Consider the following 19,097-nt stretch of genomic DNA (forward strand, 5'->3'; position numbering starts at 1 on the left):
CCATGTATGTTGCCGTCAAGGGCGGGGAAGCCGCTATCGAAAAGGCGCACCGGCTGCTGGCCGACCGACGCCGCGGGGATCGCTCCGTTCCCGCGCTCTCTCTGGAACAGGTCGCCGGCCAGCTTTCGCTCGCCGTGGATCGCGTCATGGCCGAGGGGTCGCTGTATGATCCGGACCTGGCCGCCATGGCCGTCCGCCAATCGCGCGGCGACCTGATCGAGGCGATCTTCCTCATCCGTGCCTACCGCACCACGCTGCCCCGCTTTGGTGCGACGCGTCCGGTGGAAACGGCGGCCATGCGGATCGAACGACGCGTTTCGGCCACCTACAAGGACATTCCGGGCGGACAGCTGCTCGGACCGACCTTCGACTACACCCATCGCCTGATCGACCCGGACATGGCCGGCGACCATCCCGTCGCACCCGGTGCGCTTCGCGAAATGGCCGGCGATGCTGCCTATCCCCGGGTAACGGATATCCTGAACGACGAAGGCCTGATCGAGCCGGATGTCGCGTCGGATGTCGAACCCGGCGATCTGACCCGCGATCCGACCGGCTTTCCCGCCGGTCGCGACCTGAGACTTCAGGCGCTGGCACGCGGCGACGAAGGGTTTCTTCTGTCGCTCGGCTATTCGACACAGCGCGGCTACGGGCGCACGCATCCCTTTGTCGGGGAAGTGCGCATCGGCCTCGTCGATCTGGAGATCGACCTGCCCGAGCTCGGCTTTGCCGTCAACATCGGGGCGATCCGCGTGACGGAATGCCAGATGGTGTCGCAGTTCAAGGGCGGCGGCGAGAACGGCCCGCGCTTCACGCGCGGCTATGGTCTGGTGTTTGGCCAGTCGGAACGCAAGGCCATGGCAATGAGTCTTGTTGACCGGGCGCTGCGCGCAGACGAGTTCGACGAGAACCGCGTGGCGCCGGCACAGGACGAGGAATTCGTTCTTTCGCACTGCGACAATGTCGAAGCGACCGGCTTTGTCGAGCATCTGAAGCTACCGCATTACGTGGATTTCCAAGCCGAACTCGACCTGCTGCGCATGCTGCGGCGGGAACATGCCGCGAAGACGACCGCAGAGACGGACCGACAGGAGGCCGCGGAATGACCCTGCCCACCTACAACTTCGCCTATCTGGACGAGCAGACCAAGCGCATGATCCGCCGCGCGATCCTGAAAGGCATCGCCATCCCCGGCTATCAGGTGCCGTTCGCCTCCCGTGAAATGCCGATGCCCTATGGCTGGGGCACGGGCGGCGTGCAGGTGACGGCCGCCATTCTCGGGCCGGACGACGTTCTCAAGGTGATCGACCAGGGCGCCGACGACACGACCAATGCCGTCTCGATCCGCGCTTTCTTCGCCAAGACCGCGAATGTGGCGACGACGACGAAGACGGCGGACGCCACGATCATCCAGACCCGGCACCGCATCCCGGAAGAGCGGCTCCAGGCGCACCAGACCCTCGTTTTCCAGGTTCCCATCCCCGAACCGCTGCGCTTTCTAGAACCGCGGGAAACGGAAACGCGGGTGATGCACGGACTAGAGGAATACGGCCTCGTTCATGTGAAACTCTATGAAGATATCGCGCAGCACGGTCACATCGCCACGACCTATGCCTATCCGGTGAAGGTCGAGGACCGCTATGTTATGGACCCCTCCCCCATCCCGAAATTCGACAATCCAAAGCTCGGTCGTTCGCCGGCGCTGCAGCTCTTCGGCGCGGGACGCGAAAAGCGCATCTATGCGCTGCCGCCTTTCACCGAGGTAGCGAGCCTCGATTTCGAGGATCATCCGTTCACCGTTCAAAGGTTCAGCCGTCCCTGCGCGCTCTGCAACGCGACCGGCGTCTACATGGACGAGGTGGTCACCGACGACCGAGGCGGACGCATGTTCGTCTGCTCGGACACCGATCACTGCGAGACCCGGCAGGCGGACGGCCACAGAGGCCCCGGCTTGCCCCAGCTCGGACCTCATGCTGCATCAGACCGGGAGAGCGCGCGATGACCGATCCCATTCTCTCTGTCCGCGGCCTTGAAAAGCGCTATGGATCCTTCGTCGGCTGCACGGACATCGCCTTCGATGTCTGGCCCGGCGAAGTCGTGGCCATCGTGGGCGAGTCCGGCTCCGGCAAGACGACGCTGCTCAACTGCATTTCCGGCAGGCTCGAACGCTCGGCCGGTGAAATCCGCTACAGGCTGCGCGATGGTCGCTTTCCCGACCTTGCGGAACTTTCCGAAGCCGAGCGCCGGTTCCTGATGCGCACCGACTGGGGCTTCGTCCACCAGAACCCGGCCGACGGGCTGCGGATGCGGGTGTCGGCCGGCGCCAATGTCGGCGAGCGGCTGATGGCCGTCGGTGCACGTCACTACGGCGATATCCGCCGTACGGCCGGCGACTGGCTTTCGCGCGTCGAGATCCCCACAGTGCGGATCGACGACCAGCCGATCGCCTTTTCCGGCGGCATGCGACAGCGCCTGCAGATTGCCCGCAACCTCGTCACGCATCCCCGTTTGATCTTCATGGACGAGCCGACCGGGGGCCTCGACGTGTCCGTGCAGGCGCGCGTGCTCGACCTTCTGCGCGGCCTCGTCACCGACCTGTCGCTTGCCGTCGTCATCGTCACCCATGATCTCGCGGTCGCGCGTCTCCTGTCGCAACGCATGATCGTGATGAAGGGCGGGCACATCGTCGAGGCCGGGCTGACGGACCGGGTGCTGGACGATCCGCGCCATGCCTACACCCAGCTTCTCGTCGCTTCGATCCCTGAGTCCTGAACCCCAACACCTCTGAGCCGGAGTCTGCCCGTGTCCCTATCCTCCGCCGTGTCGCCCCCCTCCGGGTCTCGCCAACCTTCCATGCCTCGCCAACCTTCCATGCCGGAGGGTGCGCTGCTCAGCGTGCGCGACGTCGCAAAGTCTTTTGTCATGCATCTGCGGGACGGCGTCGTGCTGCCCGTGGTCGCGAATGTCCGCTTCGATCTCTTCCCCGGCGAATGCGTCGTTCTCGGTGGCCCTTCGGGCGTTGGCAAGTCGTCCATCCTGCGGATGGTCTATGGCAACTACGCCATCGATGCCGGTTCCGTCCTTATGCGAGATCCTTCGACCGGCGAGATCCGCGATCTCGGAGCCGGCGACCCACGCCTTGTGCTCGCCATCCGGCATGACGGCATCGGCTATGTCAGCCAGTTCCTGCGCGCCGTGCCGCGCGTCTCCGCCGTGGAGATCGTGGCCGAGCCGCTTGTCGCCCGCGGTGTCGATCGGGCAGACGCGCTTTTGCGCGCCCGCGACCTGCTGACCCGCCTGAACCTGCCGGAAACGCTGCACGGACTTCCCCCTGCCACGTTCTCCGGCGGCGAGAAGCAGCGCGTCAATATCGCCCGCGGCTTCATCACCGATCATCCCGTGCTTCTTCTCGACGAGCCGACGGCCTCGCTCGATGCGGAGAACCGCGACGTGGTCACCGCAATGATCCGCGAGAAGCTTGCCCGGGGCACCGCGGTTCTGGGCATTTTCCACGACCAGCCGGTGCGCGACGCCGTGGCAACCCGCACGATCGACGTCGCCGCATTCTCCGCTCGGAAGGCCGTGTGATGCCCAAGCTCCGCGAACATGTCCCTGCAATCCACGACACCGCGACGGTCACCGACTGTCGTCTCGGCCGCTATGTCGAGATTGCCGAAAGGTCGCGCCTCGGCGAGGTCGATCTCGGCGATTACTCCTACGTGATGGAGGACTGCGCGCTATGGTGCGCAACCGTCGGAAAGTTCGTCAACATCGCCTCTACCGTGCGGCTGAACGCGACCAACCATCCGATGGAGCGCGCCACGCTCCACCATTTCACCTATAGGGCCGGCGACTATTTCGACGGTGCCGCAGACGAGGCGGACTTCTTTGCCGCGCGGCGGGCAAGGCGGGTCACCATAGGGCACGATGTCTGGATCGGCCATGGCGCGACGGTCCTGCCGGGCGTGACGGTCGGAAACGGTGCCGTCATCGGCGCAGGCGCCGTGGTTTCCCGCGATGTGGCCCCCTACACGGTGGTCGGCGGCGTGCCGGCCCGACTGATCCGCGACCGCTTTTCCCGCGCGACGGCCGAAGCCATGGACCGGCTGGCCTGGTGGGACTGGCCGCATGACAGACTGTTCGCCGCCCTTGAAGATTTCCGCATGTTGACCGGCGAAGCGTTCCTTGCGCGCTACGCTTCCGACATCGGACACTGACGCAAAAGTTTCATGTAACCGTCACGCAACCATCACCGCTTGCCGCTCACAGTCCCTGGACGTGCAGCCGGCCTGAGGTCGGCTTTCAAGCTGCTGTCCGGGATCAAACCATGACCGAGATTACACCCCTTGCGCTTTCCGTGACCAATCTCTCCAAGCGCTATGGCGAGACCCGGGCGTTGAACAGCGTCAGCCTTATGCTGGAGCAAGGCGAGATGGTGGCGCTGATCGGCGCCTCCGGGTCCGGCAAGAGCACTCTCATCCGTCATATTGCCGGCCTTGAGATCGGCGACGGAGATGGCGGCCGTGTCGAGATCCTCGGCGCGGTGTCGCAGGCCGGCGGGCGCATGAATCGCGAAGCGGCGCGCGGCCGCGTGGCGGTGATCTTCCAGCAGTTCAATCTCGTCGGACGCCTTTCGGTGCTTACCAACGTGTTGATCGGCCATCTTGGCCGCGTCCCGCGCTGGAGGGGCACGCTCGGCCTCTTCAACGCCGGGGAGAAGACGAAAGCGCATACGGCCCTGACCCGCGTCGGGATCCCCCAGGTTGCGGCGCAACGCGCCTCGACCCTCTCCGGCGGCCAGCAGCAGCGTGCGGCGATCGCCCGCACCCTTGTCCAGGAAGCACGCATTCTGATTGCCGACGAGCCGATCTCGGCGCTCGATCCCTCGGCAGCACGCCGAGTGATGGACTTGCTGGCCGACATCTGCCGCGAAGACGGCATCACCGTGCTCGTTTCGCTTCATCAGGTTGAGTATGCGCGACGCTATTGTCGCCGCACGATCGCCATGCGCGACGGCGCCATCGTCTATGACGGCCCGTCCACGGCCCTTTCCAATGATTTCCTGGCCGAGCTTTACGGCGCGGCATCGGAGGAGCTCGTTCTTCCGGAAGCAGCCCCCGGCAACCCGCCGGACCCCGCGGCGCCGCTCGGCGCCGAGCCTCATAAACGTCAGACAGTGCTCGCCACCGTCTGATCACCCGATCACCACCCGACCCCCTGTTAACGGACCAACCGGAGACCACCATGAACGCGATCATCAAGAGCATTGCGGCGCTTTCGCTCGCCGCGACACTGAGCCAGCAGGCGTTTGCAGCCGAGACCATCAACTTCGGCATCATTTCCACCGAATCCCAACAGAACCTGAAGGCAAACTGGGAGCCGCTGCTGGCCGACCTCAAGACCAAGACCGGTCTCGACGTGAAGCCCTTCTTCGCCTCGGACTACGCCGGCATCATCGAAGGCATGCGCTTCAACAAGGTGCAGGTTGCCTGGTACGGCAACAAGTCGGCCATGGAAGCCGTCGATCGCGCCGAGGGCGAGGTGTTCGTGCAGAGTGTCGCCAAGAATGGCGACCCAGGCTACTGGTCGGTCATCATCGTCCCCAAGGATAGCCCGATCCAGACGGTCGACGAGCTTCTGACCTGCGACAAAACCAAGAGCTTCGGTCTGGGTGACCCGAATTCAACCTCCGGCTATCTCGTGCCCATGACCTTTGTCTTCGGCGCCCGCGGCATCGACCCGAAGAATTGCTTCAAGACAGTCACCAACGCCAACCACGAGACGAATGCCATGGCGGTTGCCATGAAGCAGGTCGATGCAGCGGCCAACAATACCGAGAACATGGCGCTGATCGAGCAGAACAAGCCGGATGCTTTCTCCAACATTCGCGAAATCTGGCGCTCGCCGCTGATCCCGTCCGACCCGATCGTCTGGCGCAAGGATCTGCCGGAAGAAACCAAGACCAAGCTGCGCGATTTCTTTCTGGCCTATGGCACTGCCAACTCCAAGGGCGACATCGCCCATGAAAAGGAGGTTCTTGCCGGCCTGAAGTGGGCACCATTCAAGGCCTCGACCGACAAGCAGCTCCTGCCGATCCGGGTCATGGAACTCTCGAAGTCCATCGCCAAGATCGACGCCGACACGTCGCTGTCGGCTGATGCCAAGGCCGAAAAGATCAAGCCTCTGACGGAGCAGAAGGCCAAGTTCGAAGCCGAACTCGGCACCGCCTCCAACGGCTGAGCATAAGAACCGGAGCGGGCAACACCGCCCGCTCCGGTTCGCCCACTCGCCATCCGCCCTGCGAACTTCTGCCTGCGATCCACAAGGACGACGCCCATGACCGACGTCATCGCCACCACAGGTCTCACCGACGCCCGCCTGGCGATAGGGCAGACCAGCGCGAAGGCTGCGCGCGGCAGCAAACGCGGCTGGCTTGTCGCGCTCGTCTTCGCCGGTGCGCTGGCAGCCAGCTGGGGACCGGCCGAGATGGGGCGCTGGACCTATCTCTTTTCGGACGCTGGCAACATGGCGTCGTATGCCAAGGATTTTCTCAAGCCCGACTTCAAGGAGTGGCTCTCCTATCTCAACGAGATGCTTGTCACGATCCAGATTGCGCTCTGGGGCACCTTCCTTGCCGTTCTCCTCTCCGTTCCCTTCGGCATTCTCTCGGCGCACAACATGGCGCCGACGTGGGTCGTTCATCCGGTCCGCAGGCTGATGGATCTGTTTCGAGCCATCCACGAGATCGTGTTCGCCGTGCTCTTCGTCGTCGCGGTTGGTCTTGGGCCGTTCGCAGGCGTGATGGCGCTGTTCGTGCATACGACGGGCATTCTGGCCAAGCTGTTTTCCGAGGCGGTGGAGGCGATCGATCCGCGGCCGGTGGAGGCGATCCGGACCACCGGCGCGTCCCGCCTCCAGCAGGTCGTCTTCGGTGTCATCCCGCAGGTCCTGCCGCTCTGGATCTCCTTCTCGCTCTATCGGCTGGAATCCAACATCCGCTCTGCCACCGTACTTGGCCTGATCGGCGCGGGAGGCATCGGACAGATCCTGTTCGAAAGCATTCGCGGCTTCTACTATCCGCAGGCATCCGCCATTCTCATCATCGTGGTCGCCACCGTGACGCTGATGGATATTCTGTCCCAGCAATTGCGCAAGGTCGTTATCTGACGGCGACCGCACGAGACCGCGCGCCGACGTCTCTCCACGCCACACTTCTCTCCCACCCGAAAACTGCAGCCAGGCTGCGGAACGGCAGACCATGACCCACGAACAGATCTTCACCCGCTGCGCCATCATCCTTCCGACCGAGATCGTTGAGGGCACCGTCGTCGTGCGCAACGGCGTGATCGCGGATATCTCCACCACGGCAACGGCGCACCAGACGGCAAACGGGATCGACCTCGAGGGCGACTACCTGATGCCCGGATGCGTCGAACTGCACACGGATCACCTGGAAACCCATCTCCAGCCGCGGCCGAAGGTGCGCTGGAACCTTGCCGCCGCCTTGCAGGCGCATGACGGGCAGATTGCCACGGCGGGCATCACCACGGTGTTCGACGCACTGCGCGTCGGGCTCGATGGCGATACGGAGCTCGGTGCCGGGGATATGGCGGAAATGGCGGAAATGATCTCATTCGCCACGGCCGCGAACCGCCTGCGCGCCGAGCACTTCATTCACCTGCGCTGCGAAGTTTCCATGCCGGATGTGGTCGAGCAGTTCGATGCCATGAAGCGCAATGATCGGGTGCGGCTGGCGTCGTTGATGGATCATGCGCCGGGGCAGCGCCAGTTCGTGAGTCTGGAGGCCTATCGAATCTACTATCAGGGGAAGAAAAAGATCTCCGACGCGGATTTCGAGGCGTTCAGCGCGCGACGGATCGCCCAGTCCCTGGAGAATGCGGACCGCAACCGCCTGGCGCTCGCAGCACGCTGCCACGCAGCCGGCATCCCGATCGCCTCGCATGATGATGCAACGGCGGCGCATGTGCGCGAGAGTGTTGATCTCGGAATCGCTCTTGCCGAGTTCCCGACAACGATCGAGGCCGCAACGTTGTCCAAGTCCGCCCGCCTACAGGTTCTGATGGGGGCCCCGAACGTCGTGCGTGGCGGGTCTCATTCCGGAAATGTGTCGGCGCTCGACCTTCTGGAGCGCGATGCGCTCGATATCCTGTCGTCGGACTACGTGCCGTTCAGCCTGCTCCAGGCAGCCTTCCTGCTGGCCGAGCGCGGACAGACGAACCTGCCGCATGCTGTCAGGATGATCACGGCCAATCCGGCAAAGGCGGCCGGTCTGGCCGATCGCGGCCGGATCGAGACGGGCTTGCGCGCCGATCTCCTACGGGTGCGGTCGGAGCCCGGTTCGCCGCCGCTTGTCGCTGGCGTCTGGCGCGCCGGCGCGCGCGTCGCCTGAGGATATGCGCCGGCCGCGCATATCCGCGGCAGGCACATCCGATCGAGGTCACAGGGCCGGCTGTCGGACACAGGCCCAGCTGTCAGACTTAGGCCGTTGGCTGCTTGGTCTTGCGCAGGTAGGGCAGGACAGTATCAAAACTGCCGAAACGGGCGATCGCATCCTCGTTGGAAACGGCCGCAGTGATGATGACATCGTCGCCCTGCTTCCAGTTCGCGGGCGTGGCCACCTGATGCTTTGCCGTCAGCTGAATCGAGTCGATCGCGCGCAGGATCTCGTCGAAGTTGCGACCGGTCGTCATGGGATAGGTCAGGATCAGCTTTATCTTCTTGTCCGGCCCGATCACGAAGACCGAGCGAACCGTGGCATTGTCGGCAGGCGTGCGGCCCTCCGAACTTTCACCGGCACCGGCCGGCAGCATGTCGTAGAGCTTTGCGACGGCCAAATCCTTGTCGCCGATCAGGGGGTAGTCGACCTCGTAGCCGGTCGCCGTGCGGATATCGTTCTTCCAGCGCTCATGGCTTTCGACCGGGTCGACCGAGATGCCGATGACCTTTACGCCACGCTTGGCGAATTCGTCCTGGAGGCCGGCCATGGCGCCGAGTTCGGTCGTGCAGACCGGGGTGAAATTCTTCGGATGCGAGAACAGGACGCCCCATCCATTGCCGATCCAATCGTGGAACGAGATCGTTCCCTGGCTGGTTTCTGCGGTAAAATCGGGGGCGATATCGTTGATGCGCAGGCTCATGGATCGGTCCTCTTTTCGGGTTGCCGGAAAGTGGCATCATCGCGCCCGTCGTTCAAGGTTGCGTCGGCATCGCGCCCACGCGCAGGCCGTCAAATTTTCTCCCTGCGTTGATCGAAAAACAAATGACATGTCTTGACGCCGTAAAGCGCCGTCTCTGGAGCCTCTCACGAGTGCAAGCTCGGCGGCATCTGCCTGGCCTTTTCGACCATTGCCTATCGGTCACGGAACATTGACGAGAGCGAGGATGAGCGCGTGAACCGCGCCGCCCTCCGTGAACTCCGCACGGTCGAACGCACGGTCGAGATCACGCCGTTCATCGGAAAGCGCACCGAGGCGACGGGTCATTTCCGTCTTGATCTTCGTGCAGCCGGGATCTTCGGACTGGCGAAGCCCGATGGTTGCGGTCTCGATCTTTGCAACGAGATCGCGAACATATCGACCATGCACAGCTTCGTGCCGGCGAACGCCGTCGATGAACGTCTTCCAGCTGGCCCGCACGGGCGGAGGAAGGCTGGCGGTCGGTTTCGGCAGCGTGGTCGTGATGATGAGGCGCGGAACAGCCGAGACGAGAACGCAGTCATTGCCCTCCGTCTGATAATTCCGGCGCCAGGTCAGCTTGAACCGTGTATGCGCGATGACCCGACTAGCGCCGAGCAGAGGTCCGCGTTCGCCGATTGAAGCATAGAGTTCAGCGCCGGTTTTGCCGGTGATCCCGTAGGTTTCGACCGTCTCCGTCGCCTTTACCTCAGCGTCGGCCGGCAGGGGAAAGGCGGCTGTCGAAGCCGCCGTTGCGGCCACCATCCAGGCCCCTGCTATCGTCCCGTGCATCGTGTTCTTCCGCGTCACCCGTCATCCCGCCTCTGATTTCCCTGCGAGCCTATCGCATCGCCGGCTGGAGCGGAATGAATTTGCGGCCGCGATGGTCGGACAGGCCATCAGACCCGCACGATGCTCGCATAGATCAGGATGCTCAGATACATGAGAAACGCCGCAAGAGCGAAGGCCGCTATGAACATGATGATGCCCTTGCCCGCTTTCGACTTGTGTTCGACCTGCTTTGGCGAGTCGGCGGAAGGTGCCAGATAGGGTTCTCGATTTCGATCGCCCGTCACTGCACATTTCCCCCTTCAAGCGTCGTATCAGGGCGGTCCTTACGGCCGACGGGCGCTACGCGGGCATGGCGTCGACGGCTCCGCAGGGCCCAGGCGCCAATCACTCCACAGATGGCAACAAGCACGACGACCATGATCAGCAAGGATGTATAGTTCTCAGGCATATCGACCTCACGCTCGGCGCAGCCAGCGCGCGCTTTGCGCGGCAGGCGGGCCCTTGATGAGCCTGTCGCGGCCGGACCGGCGACAGGGGGGAGCCGGCGCGGTCGCGACAGGCATGCCGGCACGGAGCCGGATGAAAAGATGGCAGGATGGATCCCCGCGCATCGGCTGTCGGTCATCGAACCAGTCGAAACGCTAAAGGTTCCGCGGCCGGCAGACCTGCACCCGGCTTCCCATCCACCCGCGGCGGTGAGGCGCAGAGGCTCAGCGCCTTGCGGCAGGCAACACGTCCTCCCTGTCATTCTCGTCGATCAGGCGTGCGCCGCGCTGGCGGGTTAGATAGCGCCAGATCCACTGGAGCGTGACCAGCATCCGCTTTTCGAAATTGACCAGAAGGTAGACATGGACAATCGCCCAGAGGATCCAGGCGAGATAGCCTTTCAGCGTCCAGCGACCAAAATCAAAGATCGCGGCATTTCGGCCGATCACGGCCGTGTTGCCGCGATTGTTGAAGTAAAAGGGCTTCGCGTTTTCAATGGTGTCGATCTTGGCAAGAAGCTTTCCAAGATAGTGACCCTGCTGCTTTGCCACCTGGGCCAAAGCCGGCAGAGGCGCGCCGTTGTCGCCGGATTGGACCGAGGTGTCCCCGAGCGAGAAGATATCCTCGTACCCTTCGACACGCAGTTTGGAGTCGACGGGGATGCGGCCGTTCGCCTTGCCCTCCAGGCCGAGCCAGCGGGAAGCCGGCGACGCCTTGACGCCCGCGCCCCAGACGATGTTGCCCGCCGGCACCATCTCCCCTGCGATCACGGCACCCTCCATGGTTATATCGGACACCTGCGCACCCAATCGGACGTCAACACCGATCTTCTCGAGATAACCCAAGGCATAGGTCTGGAGATGCTCGGGAAACGCCGACAGGATGCGCGGCCCCGCTTCCACCAGGATGACGCGGAGGTCCGACAACGGAATGGTGCGGAAGTCGCGCGACGCCATGGAGCGCCCGAGCTCGGAGATAGCGCCCGCCATCTCGACGCCGGTCGGTCCACCGCCGACGACGATGCTGGTGAGCAGAGCGCGACGTTCCGCCGGATCTTTCGTCTGCTCGGCCTTTTCGAAGGCCAGAAGCAGGCGGTGACGGATGCGGCGAGCTTCGTGAAGGGTCTTGAGACCCGGTGCAAACCGCTGCCACTCGTCATGTCCGAAATAATTGTATTCCGAGCCGGTAGCGATCACGAGCTGGTCGTAGGCGACCGCATTGCCATCCTTGAGCATCACCCGCTTCGTCTGCGTATCGATGCCGTGGGCTTCGGCGAGCATGATGTGGATATTGCGATAGCGTCCGAGCGTTCTGCGGATCGGCTCCGCAATATCGGCCGGGGACAAGGCCGCGGTGGCAACCTGGTAGAGCAGCGGCTGAAACAGATTGTGGTTGCGCCGATCGATCACGACCACATCGACCTCGGCATGTCCGAGCGCTCCGGCACACGCCAGGCCACCGAAGCCGGCGCCGATGATAACGACGCGGCGGCGCGGCAACGCCCGGGCAAGGTCCGCCTCTTCCAGCACGTTCATTATCGAGCGCTCCCATGACGCAGGTTGCAAAAGGCGTCCATGGGCATCCTCTCACATGAAGCCTGAATTGGGCAGACGAATAGGACGGCATTCATCGAGACCTTGGAACGCTCGATCCATGGTCCCGACATCTCGTTGTGCAAAGTGCACCGTTTCGCTGCGAAGACCGCCCATGCCCGTCACGGGTTCCGCTCTCCGATCTCCGCGTGACATGGACTGGAAAAAGAATGGATAAGGCCGGAACCAACGCAGGTTCAGTTACTTCTCCAAGCAGATCGCAGGCCGTGTCAAGCGGACACGATGGAGATGAAGAACATAGGGATTTTTCCGCTTTCTTCCTATGGCCAACGAAATGGCAGCCGAGCTTCCCACCCATCCGGCCAGCGATCACCCGTTAAGCCTGACAGCGATCCGGCTGTCGTTTGCAGCCCTGAAGGCTTGCCTTGCCTCTCGGGCCGATAGACCCGAAAGCAATGATGAACCGCTGCGGCGGCTTCAGCCGGCCGTGTCGTTCTGCTGGGCCTCGCGTTGGAGTCGGAGCTGTTTTAACCGCTCGGTCTTCTCACGTGCGGCATTGAGTTGCGTGTCGATAATGGCTTGTGCCACGACTTTGGTTTCGTCGATGTTCCCGAGCGCCGGCCCCGCTTTCGGACGACGCTTTTTCTTCTCTTCGGTCATAGAGGCTCTCTGTCTTTGACAAGACAAGCGTTCTCCACTCCAGGGCCGATAGTGTCATTCAACTATTTTAATGCGGTGGCAGACGGTACGGAAATGGACGCTCCGATATTCGTCAGATGAATGGCGCCCGTTTCAGGTCGAACCTGTGCATGCGCAGCACATGGAAGGTTGATCTACATAAGGAACAAATTTCAGACCGGTGCGTTAACGAGCGAACCCGTACTCAAAGGAATCACCAATGCTCAAGTGGGCGCTGATCTTCTTCCTCGTTTCCCTCGTCACCGGCTTTCTTGGCTTCTCCGGCGTCTCAGCTGCGACCGCGACAATCGCGCGCGTCCTGTTCGCCATCGCCGTCGTCATCTTCCTGATCTTCGTCGTTCTTGCCTTCATGGCAGGCAGCGCGGTTCTCTAAATCGGTTTTCGCAGAGGGGCCGATGGAAACATCCATCCGTCGGCCACGATCTGTTTGCAAAACATTTTCAGAAAAGAGATCATCATGGACGTCGTCCGTATTCTCATCGCCATCCTCCTCCCGCCTGTCGGCGTGTTTCTGCAGGTGGGTATCGGCCTTCACTTCTGGCTGAACATCCTTCTCACGATCTTTGGCTATATCCCGGGAATCATTCACGCTATCTGGGTCATCCTGAAAAAGTAGGATCCCAGATCCATCCTCAATTCGACGTGTCGAAAAAGCTGAGCCGTGGCGGAACCAAACCTGCCATGGCCAGTTATCGACGCGTCAATTGAAAGGGATGGATCGTGAGCGAGCATATCGACGTTGCCAAAGTGGAGAATAGTGCGTTGCGGCGTGTACGCAGCGTGGACGATTTCTGCTGTCGATATCGTCTTGGCCCGGAAGAAAAAATCCGGCTGACCCGGCTCTTCGGCCAGTTCGCGACCGAGCAGGAATTGCTGTCCAATGCGACACGGGCCCCGGTTTTTCGCTGATCCAAACCGCGCTTGACGTTCGACGTCAGCCGCCCATTGCCTGTCTCGTTTCCGAACCAGAAACCCATTCCAGAAGACCGGTCGCCGCAAGTCGACCGGTCGCCATGCATGCTGTCAGAAGGTAACCGCCCGTCGGAGCTTCCCAGTCGGTCATTTCGCCCGCTACAAAAATGCCGGGCGCAGCGCGAAGCATCCCTGTCGGCCCGATCGCGTCGAGCGGAATGCCTCCGGCAGATGAAATGGCTTCTTCAATCGGCCGTGGTCGCAAGACAGGAACACGCAACGTTTTCAGCATGGAAGCAAGATCCTTTGCCGGCAAATGATCGGCGTTGGGCACGACCTCGCGGACCAATGCCAGCTTCACGCCATCGATACGAGCCGCTTTCCTAAGCCGGTTGCTGAAGCTCGCCTTTCGCGGTGCCTTGTCCAAGGCGGAGGCTAATGCATCGAGGGACCGCCCGGGCACAAGATCGAGAACAAAATCGGCCTGCCCGTTGGCGGCCAGCCTGTCGCGCAGCGCCGCCGCATGGCCGTAGACGAGGCTGCCCTCGATCCCATGCCGCGTGATGACGAACTCCCCCTGGCTGCGTCCCGCGTCCGACATCGCCGCGACAGACTTCACCGGGGCTCCGGCATGGCGCTCGACGAAGTCTGCACCCCAGGCAACATCGAAGCCGCAATTGGCCGGACGAAACGGGACGGCGGTCACGCCACGGGCTTGGAGGATCGGCACCCATCGCGCGTCGGAACCAAGCCGCGGCCAGCTTGCCCCGCCCAGCGCCAGCAGCGTCGCATCGCTGTCGATGGCTTGCGTCCCCTCCGGCGTTTCGAAGAGAAGGGCATCGCCTTCACCGAAGCCGATCCAATGCCAGCGCGTGCGGATGGTAACGCCGCGCATCTCCAGACGCTGGCGCCAGGCCCGCAACAGCGGCGACGCCTTCATCGCCGTGGGAAACACACGCCCGGAAGATCCGACGAAGGTTTCGATGCCGAGACCTTGCGCCCAATGCCGCATATCCTGCGGGGTAAAGGCATCGAGAGCCGGCCGAAGGTGCGCGCTGGCGGCGCCATAGCGACCGGCGAAGTCCTCGAATGGTTCGGCATGGGTCAGATTAAGGCCAGACTTGCCAGCAAGGAGGAACTTGCGGCCGATCGTCGGCATGGCGTCGTAGACCGTGACACCATGCTGTGTTTCCGAGAGGAGTTCGGCGGCCGCCAGTCCGGCCGGTCCGCCTCCAATGATCGCGATCGTCTTTGCCATATTGCTCGTTTTCGTCATGCGTTCGTTCATGCGGCAAAGGGCATGGCGGGGCAAGATGTCAGGCGATCCCGAACGGCAGATCAGCACGACACGCGCCGCATCTCTGCACAAGCGCGATCCCTGTTCACGTCATCGCGCCGGTTGCTTCCGGGCAAGGCCCACGTCTATGGTCGCCCATCGATCCCAGAACCCCGCGTGCCCCACCCATGTTTCTCATCTCCAAGATTTTCTGGCTGCTGGCCCAGCCCCTGTCGCTTGCCTTTGCGCTCGTGCTGTCCGGGTGCATCTCCACCGCTGCCGGGTTTCAGAGGTTGGGCCTCGTGCTTTCGGGACTTTCGACCGTCATTCTCTGCGTCACCCTGTTCACGACGACAGGCAGCGTGCTGTTGCAGAGATTGGAAGACCGATTTCCCCGCCCGCCCGCTCTTCCCGCAGATATCTCCTGCCTGATCGTCCTCGGCGGCGCGTTCGAGAACGAGGTGATGGCCACGCGCGGCGGCTTCGAATTCAATCAGGCGGCCGACCGCTTCGTGGAGGCTCTGCGGATTGCCCGGCTAGTGCCGGGTGCGCGCATTCTCGTGTCGGGCGGCGATGGTTCCTTGAGCGGAAGCTTTGAAGGCGACGCCGATGCCGCAGCACGTTTCTTTCCGGCGTTTGGCATTCCCCTCGATCGCCTGATCCGGGAAGACGGTTCGCGCACCACCTTCGAGAATGCAGCGAACACCAAGACACTGCTGGCTCAGAAGGGCTTGTCGAACTGCCTCCTGATCACATCAGCCTTCCACATGCCGCGCGCCGTTGGCCTGTTCCGCAATCTCGACATTGCCGTCATACCCTGGGCGACGGACTACCGCACGACGGGCAAGGCAAGCTTCGGTCTCGACCTCACGCAGCCGGCGCTCAATGCTCAGCTGACGACGACGGCCGTGCGCGAGTGGATCGGCCTGCTGGCCTACGCCTTGACGGGTCGCACTTCCACCCTCTTCCCGTCCGTGGAACGCCCATGACCATTCTCGATCTGCTCGACTATTCCGGCGTCGCCGTTTTCGCTGCAACCGGCGCCTTGTCCGCGTCTCGAAAACAGCTGGACATCATCGGCTATGTCTTCCTTGCCTCCATCACCGGCATCGGCGGGGGCACGCTTCGCGATGTCATCCTGGGGGCGACGCCCGTTTTCTGGATCAAGAACCCGCTCTATCTCATCATCTGCGCGACCGTCGGCGTTGCGCTCTTCCTGTTCTCGCACCGGCTCGATTCGCGGTATCGCGCGCTCGTCTGGCTCGATGCGATCGGGCTGTCGGCCTATTGCGTCATGGGGGCAGCCAAAGGGCTTTCGGCAACGGGGTCCCCCGTCGTGGCACTCGTCACCGGCATGTTGACGGCAACGTTCGGCGGAATCCTGCGCGATCTGCTTGCGGGAGAACCCTCTGTGCTCCTGCGTCCGGAAATCTACGTCACGGCCGCGCTGACCGGCTCCGCCATGTTTACGCTCGCAACCCTTGTCGGCCTGCCCTTGCTCGTCGCATCCGCGCTCGGCATCGTCTCTGCCTTCGTGGTGCGCGGCGGAGCGCTGAAATTCGGCTGGACGCTGCCCACGGGCAAGGCAGGCCCAGGCCGAAACCCGGACGACGTGCTCTGAGAAGACGCGTTACAGACGCAGACGGAAAGGGTTCAGCGTTGCTTCGGCTTGAGCCGGATCACAACATCGACATGGGAAATCTCCATGCCCTCCGGCGGTTCCGGAAGATTGCCGATCGTGATGTTGTTGACCGGAATATCGAGCACCTGGTTCGCGCCCTCCACGAAAAAGTGGTGGTGATCGGAGACGTTGGTGTCGAAATATGTACGCGCACCCTCGACGGAGAGAACGCGGATCATGCCCGCTTCGGTAAACTGGTGCAGCGTGTTGTAGACGGTCGCAAGTGACACGGGTACGCCAACGGTTACGGCCTCCTCGTGCAGTTCCTCAACCGTGAGGTGCCGGTCGCCCTTGGCAAACAGGAGGTCGGCAAGCGCCACGCGCTGACGCGTCGGCCTGAGGCCAAAGCGGCGCAAGCGGTCGTCGGGCCTCATTCCTGTTTCCATCGTCATGCAGACTGGTCCGGTCAGCTCTTGTTAAGTTGAGTATTCGTGTCGATATAACTTTGGTTGGCCATGCTTTCAATACACATTAAGCTGCCATCGGGGTCCACGGGCAGAAAAGGGCCCGAAAAAGGCGCGAGATGGCAATTGCTACTGGTTGTTTCCGGTATCATGCGCTATGCGACTGCGGATATGGGCCAAAGCCGGAACCTCCGGCGTGGCATCGGACGAAGACTGCATTGGTCCGAGCCTGCGGGCTTGGCAAGAGCAAGACCCGGTCCCGACCGGGCAGACAAGACACCTTGGCGGAGACACCAGACGTTCATGACGACCAGACAATCCAGCTACGGCTACGACGACATCCTGCGTTGCGCGCGGGGCGAACTGTTCGGCCCCGGCAATGCGCAACTGCCGCTTCCGCCGATGCTGATGGTCCATCGGATCACGGACATCTCCGAAACCGGCGGCGTTTTCGACAAGGGCTATATCCGGGCTGCGTATGACGTGAAGCCGGATGACTGGTACTTTCCCTGTCACTTTCCCGGCAACCCGATCATGCCCGGTTGCCTCGGCCTCGACGGCATGTGGCAGCTGACGGGCTTCTTCCTCGGCTGGCTTGGCGAGCCCGGTCGCGGCATGGCGCTGTCGACCGGAGAGGTCAAGTTCAAGGGCATGGTTCTCCCCGACACCAAGCTTCTGGAATACGGCATCGACTTCAAGCGCGTGATGCGCGGACGCCTGGTGCTCGGCATCGCGGACGGCTGGCTGAAGGCCGACGGAGAAACCATCTACCAGGCAACGGACCTTCGCGTCGGCCTGTCGAAGGAAAAGGCGGCCTGATCCCTCGGGGTGGCAGGCGCTTTCTCCAATTCACTTCAAGAAAAGGTCATCGAGATGAGACGGGTTGTTGTCACGGGTCTTGGTATCGTTTCCTCCATCGGGAACGACGCCGAAGCGGTTACGGCATCGTTGCGCGATGCGCGCTCCGGTATCAGCTTTTCCAACGATTTCGCTGAACACGGATTTCGTTGCCAGGTCTGGGGTTCCCCCGATCTGGACACGACGGATCTGGTCGATCGCCGCGCGGCGCGTTTTCTGTCGCAAGGGGGCGCCTGGAACCACGTCGCGATGAAGCAGGCGATTGCCGATTCGGGTCTCGAAGACAGCGATATCTCGGGCAACGAGCGCACCGGCATCATCATGGGCTCCGGCGGGCCATCCACCCGGACGCTGATCGAGGCAGCCGACATCACCCGCAAGAACAACAGCCCGAAGCGCATCGGTCCGTTCGCCGTGCCGAAGGCCATGTCTTCGACCGCTTCGGCAACGCTTGCCACCTGGTTCAAGATTCACGGCGTCAACTATTCGATCTCCTCGGCCTGCTCCACATCCGCGCACTGCATCGGGAACGCGGCGGAAATGATCCAGTGGGGCAAGCAGGACATCATGTTCGCGGGCGGCCACGAGGATCTCGACTGGACGATGTCGAACCTGTTCGATGCCATGGGCGCCATGTCGTCGAAATACAACGACACGCCGTCGACGGCATCCCGCGCCTATGACGTTTCCCGCGACGGCTTCGTCATCGCCGGCGGTGCGGGCGTTCTGGTGCTCGAAGAGCTGGAACATGCCAAGGCCCGCGGCGCCAAGATCTATGCCGAGCTGACCGGCTATGGTGCAACGTCCGACGGCTACGACATGGTGGCTCCGTCCGGAGAAGGCGCGATCCGCTGCATGCGTCAGGCACTGGCAACAGTGAAGACCGACATCGACTATATCAATACGCACGGCACCTCGACGCCGGTCGGCGACAGCAAGGAGATCGGCGCGATCCGCGAAGTCTTCGGGTCGAAGATCCCGGCCGTGCAGTCGACCAAGTCGCTGACGGGCCACTCCCTGGGTGCGGCCGGCGTTCAGGAATCGATCTATGCGCTGCTCATGATGCAGGAACGCTTTATCGGCGAAAGCGCGCATATCACCGAACTCGACCCGGAGTTCGACGGGGTGCCGATCGTGCGCAAGCGGATCGACGATGCCAAGATCGATACGGTCCTGTCGAACTCGTTCGGCTTCGGCGGCACCAATGCGACCCTCGTCTTCCAGCGTTACAACGGGTAAGCC

General features: G+C 62.7%; 23 protein-coding genes. 16 read left to right on the plus strand and 7 right to left on the minus strand.

Translation table 11 applies throughout. From position 1 onward, the window contains the following. Positions 1–2 precede the first annotated feature (2 nt). The 9 genes from ASG25_RS07230 to ASG25_RS07270 all read left to right on the plus strand — a co-directional run bounded on the left by ASG25_RS07230 (position 3) and on the right by ASG25_RS07270 (position 8,410). A complete protein-coding gene (locus ASG25_RS07230) occupies positions 3–1,106 on the plus strand; it encodes a carbon-phosphorus lyase complex subunit PhnI (RefSeq protein ID WP_062471249.1) in 1,104 nt (367 codons plus the stop codon). Further along, on the plus strand, positions 1,103–2,002 hold the full coding sequence (locus ASG25_RS07235) for an alpha-D-ribose 1-methylphosphonate 5-phosphate C-P-lyase PhnJ (protein WP_062471252.1): 900 nt from the start codon (positions 1,103–1,105) through the stop codon (positions 2,000–2,002). The genes ASG25_RS07230 and ASG25_RS07235 overlap by 4 nt, the downstream gene beginning before the upstream one ends. Continuing rightward, the gene (gene phnK, locus ASG25_RS07240) at positions 1,999–2,772 is read left to right on the plus strand and encodes a phosphonate C-P lyase system protein PhnK (RefSeq protein WP_062471255.1); all 774 of its coding nucleotides are present in this window, start codon (positions 1,999–2,001) and stop codon (positions 2,770–2,772) included. The genes ASG25_RS07235 and phnK overlap by 4 nt, the downstream gene beginning before the upstream one ends. Before the next feature lie 81 nt (positions 2,773–2,853). Beyond that, positions 2,854–3,588 (plus strand): phosphonate C-P lyase system protein PhnL, encoded by a 735-nt coding sequence (gene phnL, locus ASG25_RS07245; protein ID WP_244479327.1) that lies wholly within the window; start codon positions 2,854–2,856, stop codon positions 3,586–3,588. Further along, positions 3,588–4,217 (plus strand): DapH/DapD/GlmU-related protein, encoded by a 630-nt coding sequence (locus tag ASG25_RS07250; RefSeq protein ID WP_062471261.1) that lies wholly within the window; start codon positions 3,588–3,590, stop codon positions 4,215–4,217. The genes phnL and ASG25_RS07250 overlap by 1 nt, the downstream gene beginning before the upstream one ends. A 110-nt stretch (positions 4,218–4,327) precedes the next feature. After that, a complete protein-coding gene (phnC, locus tag ASG25_RS07255; RefSeq protein ID WP_062471265.1) occupies positions 4,328–5,194 on the plus strand; it encodes a phosphonate ABC transporter ATP-binding protein in 867 nt (288 codons plus the stop codon). A gap of 50 nt (positions 5,195–5,244) precedes the next feature. Next, the gene (gene phnD / locus ASG25_RS07260; RefSeq protein WP_062471268.1) at positions 5,245–6,240 is read left to right on the plus strand and encodes a phosphonate ABC transporter substrate-binding protein; all 996 of its coding nucleotides are present in this window, start codon (positions 5,245–5,247) and stop codon (positions 6,238–6,240) included. A gap of 96 nt (positions 6,241–6,336) precedes the next feature. Next, complete coding sequence (phnE, locus tag ASG25_RS07265; protein ID WP_082479955.1) at positions 6,337–7,167, plus strand: phosphonate ABC transporter, permease protein PhnE; 831 nt, start codon at positions 6,337–6,339, stop codon at positions 7,165–7,167. Positions 7,168–7,258: 91 nt separating this feature from the next. After that, positions 7,259–8,410, plus strand: coding sequence for an alpha-D-ribose 1-methylphosphonate 5-triphosphate diphosphatase (locus ASG25_RS07270; RefSeq protein WP_062471271.1), 1,152 nt, complete (start codon positions 7,259–7,261; stop codon positions 8,408–8,410). 88 nt (positions 8,411–8,498) lie between these two features. On the opposite strand, the gene ASG25_RS07275 is transcribed toward ASG25_RS07270, so the two are convergent. The 5 genes from ASG25_RS07275 to ASG25_RS07290 all read right to left on the minus strand — a co-directional run bounded on the left by ASG25_RS07275 (position 8,499) and on the right by ASG25_RS07290 (position 12,685). Further along, a complete protein-coding gene (locus tag ASG25_RS07275) occupies positions 8,499–9,158 on the minus strand; it encodes a peroxiredoxin (RefSeq protein ID WP_062471275.1) in 660 nt (219 codons plus the stop codon). Positions 9,159–9,377: 219 nt separating this feature from the next. Further along, positions 9,378–9,986, minus strand: coding sequence for a DUF922 domain-containing protein (locus ASG25_RS07280; RefSeq protein ID WP_082479956.1), 609 nt, complete (start codon positions 9,984–9,986; stop codon positions 9,378–9,380). A gap of 107 nt (positions 9,987–10,093) precedes the next feature. After that, complete coding sequence (locus ASG25_RS23120) at positions 10,094–10,270, minus strand: hypothetical protein (protein WP_164490733.1); 177 nt, start codon at positions 10,268–10,270, stop codon at positions 10,094–10,096. Positions 10,271–10,696: 426 nt separating this feature from the next. Beyond that, entirely contained in the window at positions 10,697–12,007 is a 1,311-nt protein-coding gene (locus ASG25_RS07285) for an NAD(P)/FAD-dependent oxidoreductase (protein ID WP_062471281.1), read from the minus strand. 495 nt (positions 12,008–12,502) lie between these two features. Next, complete coding sequence (locus ASG25_RS07290) at positions 12,503–12,685, minus strand: hypothetical protein (RefSeq protein ID WP_062471283.1); 183 nt, start codon at positions 12,683–12,685, stop codon at positions 12,503–12,505. Positions 12,686–12,923: 238 nt separating this feature from the next. Here ASG25_RS07290 and ASG25_RS22155 point away from each other — a divergent pair, with 238 nt between their 5' ends. The 3 genes from ASG25_RS22155 (at position 12,924) to ASG25_RS07295 (ending at position 13,633) form a co-directional block, all read left to right on the plus strand. Then, positions 12,924–13,097: a DUF1328 domain-containing protein gene (locus ASG25_RS22155; RefSeq protein WP_082475551.1), complete on the plus strand. Its 174-nt coding sequence runs from the start codon at positions 12,924–12,926 to the stop codon at positions 13,095–13,097. A gap of 84 nt (positions 13,098–13,181) precedes the next feature. After that, positions 13,182–13,340 carry a YqaE/Pmp3 family membrane protein gene (locus ASG25_RS22160; protein ID WP_082475596.1) on the plus strand — a complete coding sequence of 53 codons (159 nt, stop codon included), beginning with the start codon at positions 13,182–13,184 and terminating at the stop codon, positions 13,338–13,340. Between the two features lie 104 nt (positions 13,341–13,444). Beyond that, complete coding sequence (locus ASG25_RS07295; protein WP_062471285.1) at positions 13,445–13,633, plus strand: hypothetical protein; 189 nt, start codon at positions 13,445–13,447, stop codon at positions 13,631–13,633. A 25-nt stretch (positions 13,634–13,658) separates the two neighbouring features. Here the strand turns inward: ASG25_RS07295 and ASG25_RS07300 are convergent, their stop codons facing one another. After that, positions 13,659–14,912: a TIGR03862 family flavoprotein gene (locus tag ASG25_RS07300; RefSeq protein WP_082480003.1), complete on the minus strand. Its 1,254-nt coding sequence runs from the start codon at positions 14,910–14,912 to the stop codon at positions 13,659–13,661. Positions 14,913–15,100: 188 nt separating this feature from the next. Here ASG25_RS07300 and ASG25_RS07305 point away from each other — a divergent pair, with 188 nt between their 5' ends. After that, positions 15,101–15,901, plus strand: coding sequence for a YdcF family protein (locus ASG25_RS07305; protein ID WP_062471288.1), 801 nt, complete (start codon positions 15,101–15,103; stop codon positions 15,899–15,901). Further along, positions 15,898–16,533, plus strand: a complete 636-nt coding sequence (locus ASG25_RS07310) for a trimeric intracellular cation channel family protein (protein WP_062471293.1) — start codon at positions 15,898–15,900, stop codon at positions 16,531–16,533. The genes ASG25_RS07305 and ASG25_RS07310 overlap by 4 nt, the downstream gene beginning before the upstream one ends. A 32-nt stretch (positions 16,534–16,565) precedes the next feature. On the opposite strand, the gene irrA is transcribed toward ASG25_RS07310, so the two are convergent. After that, positions 16,566–16,985 (minus strand): iron response transcriptional regulator IrrA, encoded by a 420-nt coding sequence (gene irrA, locus ASG25_RS07315; RefSeq protein WP_062471296.1) that lies wholly within the window; start codon positions 16,983–16,985, stop codon positions 16,566–16,568. Between the two features lie 315 nt (positions 16,986–17,300). Here irrA and fabA point away from each other — a divergent pair, with 315 nt between their 5' ends. Together fabA and fabB are read left to right on the plus strand one after the other, a co-directional pair. Beyond that, positions 17,301–17,816: a 3-hydroxyacyl-[acyl-carrier-protein] dehydratase FabA gene (fabA, locus tag ASG25_RS07320; RefSeq protein ID WP_062471299.1), complete on the plus strand. Its 516-nt coding sequence runs from the start codon at positions 17,301–17,303 to the stop codon at positions 17,814–17,816. Between the two features lie 54 nt (positions 17,817–17,870). Beyond that, positions 17,871–19,094 (plus strand): beta-ketoacyl-ACP synthase I, encoded by a 1,224-nt coding sequence (fabB, locus tag ASG25_RS07325; RefSeq protein ID WP_062472358.1) that lies wholly within the window; start codon positions 17,871–17,873, stop codon positions 19,092–19,094. The last annotated feature ends 3 nt before the right edge of the window (positions 19,095–19,097 follow it).

The organism is Rhizobium sp. Leaf384 (assembly GCF_001424065.1).
Lineage (GTDB): Bacteria > Pseudomonadota > Alphaproteobacteria > Rhizobiales > Rhizobiaceae > Ferranicluibacter.

Coding starts and splice junctions, on each gene's coding strand:
- phnK (WP_062471255.1), top strand. CDS start 1,999: ATGACCGATCCCATTCTCTCTGTCCGCGGCCTTGAAAAGCGCTATGGA.
- fabA (WP_062471299.1), top strand. CDS start 17,301: ATGACGACCAGACAATCCAGCTACGGCTACGACGACATCCTGCGTTGC.
- ASG25_RS22160 (WP_082475596.1), top strand. CDS start 13,182: ATGGACGTCGTCCGTATTCTCATCGCCATCCTCCTCCCGCCTGTCGGC.
- phnC (WP_062471265.1), top strand. CDS start 4,328: ATGACCGAGATTACACCCCTTGCGCTTTCCGTGACCAATCTCTCCAAG.
- ASG25_RS07250 (WP_062471261.1), top strand. CDS start 3,588: ATGCCCAAGCTCCGCGAACATGTCCCTGCAATCCACGACACCGCGACG.
- ASG25_RS07285 (WP_062471281.1), bottom strand. CDS start 12,007: ATGAACGTGCTGGAAGAGGCGGACCTTGCCCGGGCGTTGCCGCGCCGC.
- ASG25_RS07290 (WP_062471283.1), bottom strand. CDS start 12,685: ATGACCGAAGAGAAGAAAAAGCGTCGTCCGAAAGCGGGGCCGGCGCTC.
- phnL (WP_244479327.1), top strand. CDS start 2,854: ATGCCTCGCCAACCTTCCATGCCGGAGGGTGCGCTGCTCAGCGTGCGC.
- ASG25_RS22155 (WP_082475551.1), top strand. CDS start 12,924: ATGCTCAAGTGGGCGCTGATCTTCTTCCTCGTTTCCCTCGTCACCGGC.
- ASG25_RS07230 (WP_062471249.1), top strand. CDS start 3: ATGTATGTTGCCGTCAAGGGCGGGGAAGCCGCTATCGAAAAGGCGCAC.
- ASG25_RS07270 (WP_062471271.1), top strand. CDS start 7,259: ATGACCCACGAACAGATCTTCACCCGCTGCGCCATCATCCTTCCGACC.
- phnE (WP_082479955.1), top strand. CDS start 6,337: ATGACCGACGTCATCGCCACCACAGGTCTCACCGACGCCCGCCTGGCG.
- ASG25_RS07280 (WP_082479956.1), bottom strand. CDS start 9,986: ATGCACGGGACGATAGCAGGGGCCTGGATGGTGGCCGCAACGGCGGCT.
- ASG25_RS07305 (WP_062471288.1), top strand. CDS start 15,101: ATGTTTCTCATCTCCAAGATTTTCTGGCTGCTGGCCCAGCCCCTGTCG.
- ASG25_RS07235 (WP_062471252.1), top strand. CDS start 1,103: ATGACCCTGCCCACCTACAACTTCGCCTATCTGGACGAGCAGACCAAG.
- ASG25_RS07300 (WP_082480003.1), bottom strand. CDS start 14,912: ATGACGAAAACGAGCAATATGGCAAAGACGATCGCGATCATTGGAGGC.
- ASG25_RS07275 (WP_062471275.1), bottom strand. CDS start 9,158: ATGAGCCTGCGCATCAACGATATCGCCCCCGATTTTACCGCAGAAACC.
- phnD (WP_062471268.1), top strand. CDS start 5,245: ATGAACGCGATCATCAAGAGCATTGCGGCGCTTTCGCTCGCCGCGACA.
- irrA (WP_062471296.1), bottom strand. CDS start 16,985: ATGACGATGGAAACAGGAATGAGGCCCGACGACCGCTTGCGCCGCTTT.
- ASG25_RS07310 (WP_062471293.1), top strand. CDS start 15,898: ATGACCATTCTCGATCTGCTCGACTATTCCGGCGTCGCCGTTTTCGCT.
- fabB (WP_062472358.1), top strand. CDS start 17,871: ATGAGACGGGTTGTTGTCACGGGTCTTGGTATCGTTTCCTCCATCGGG.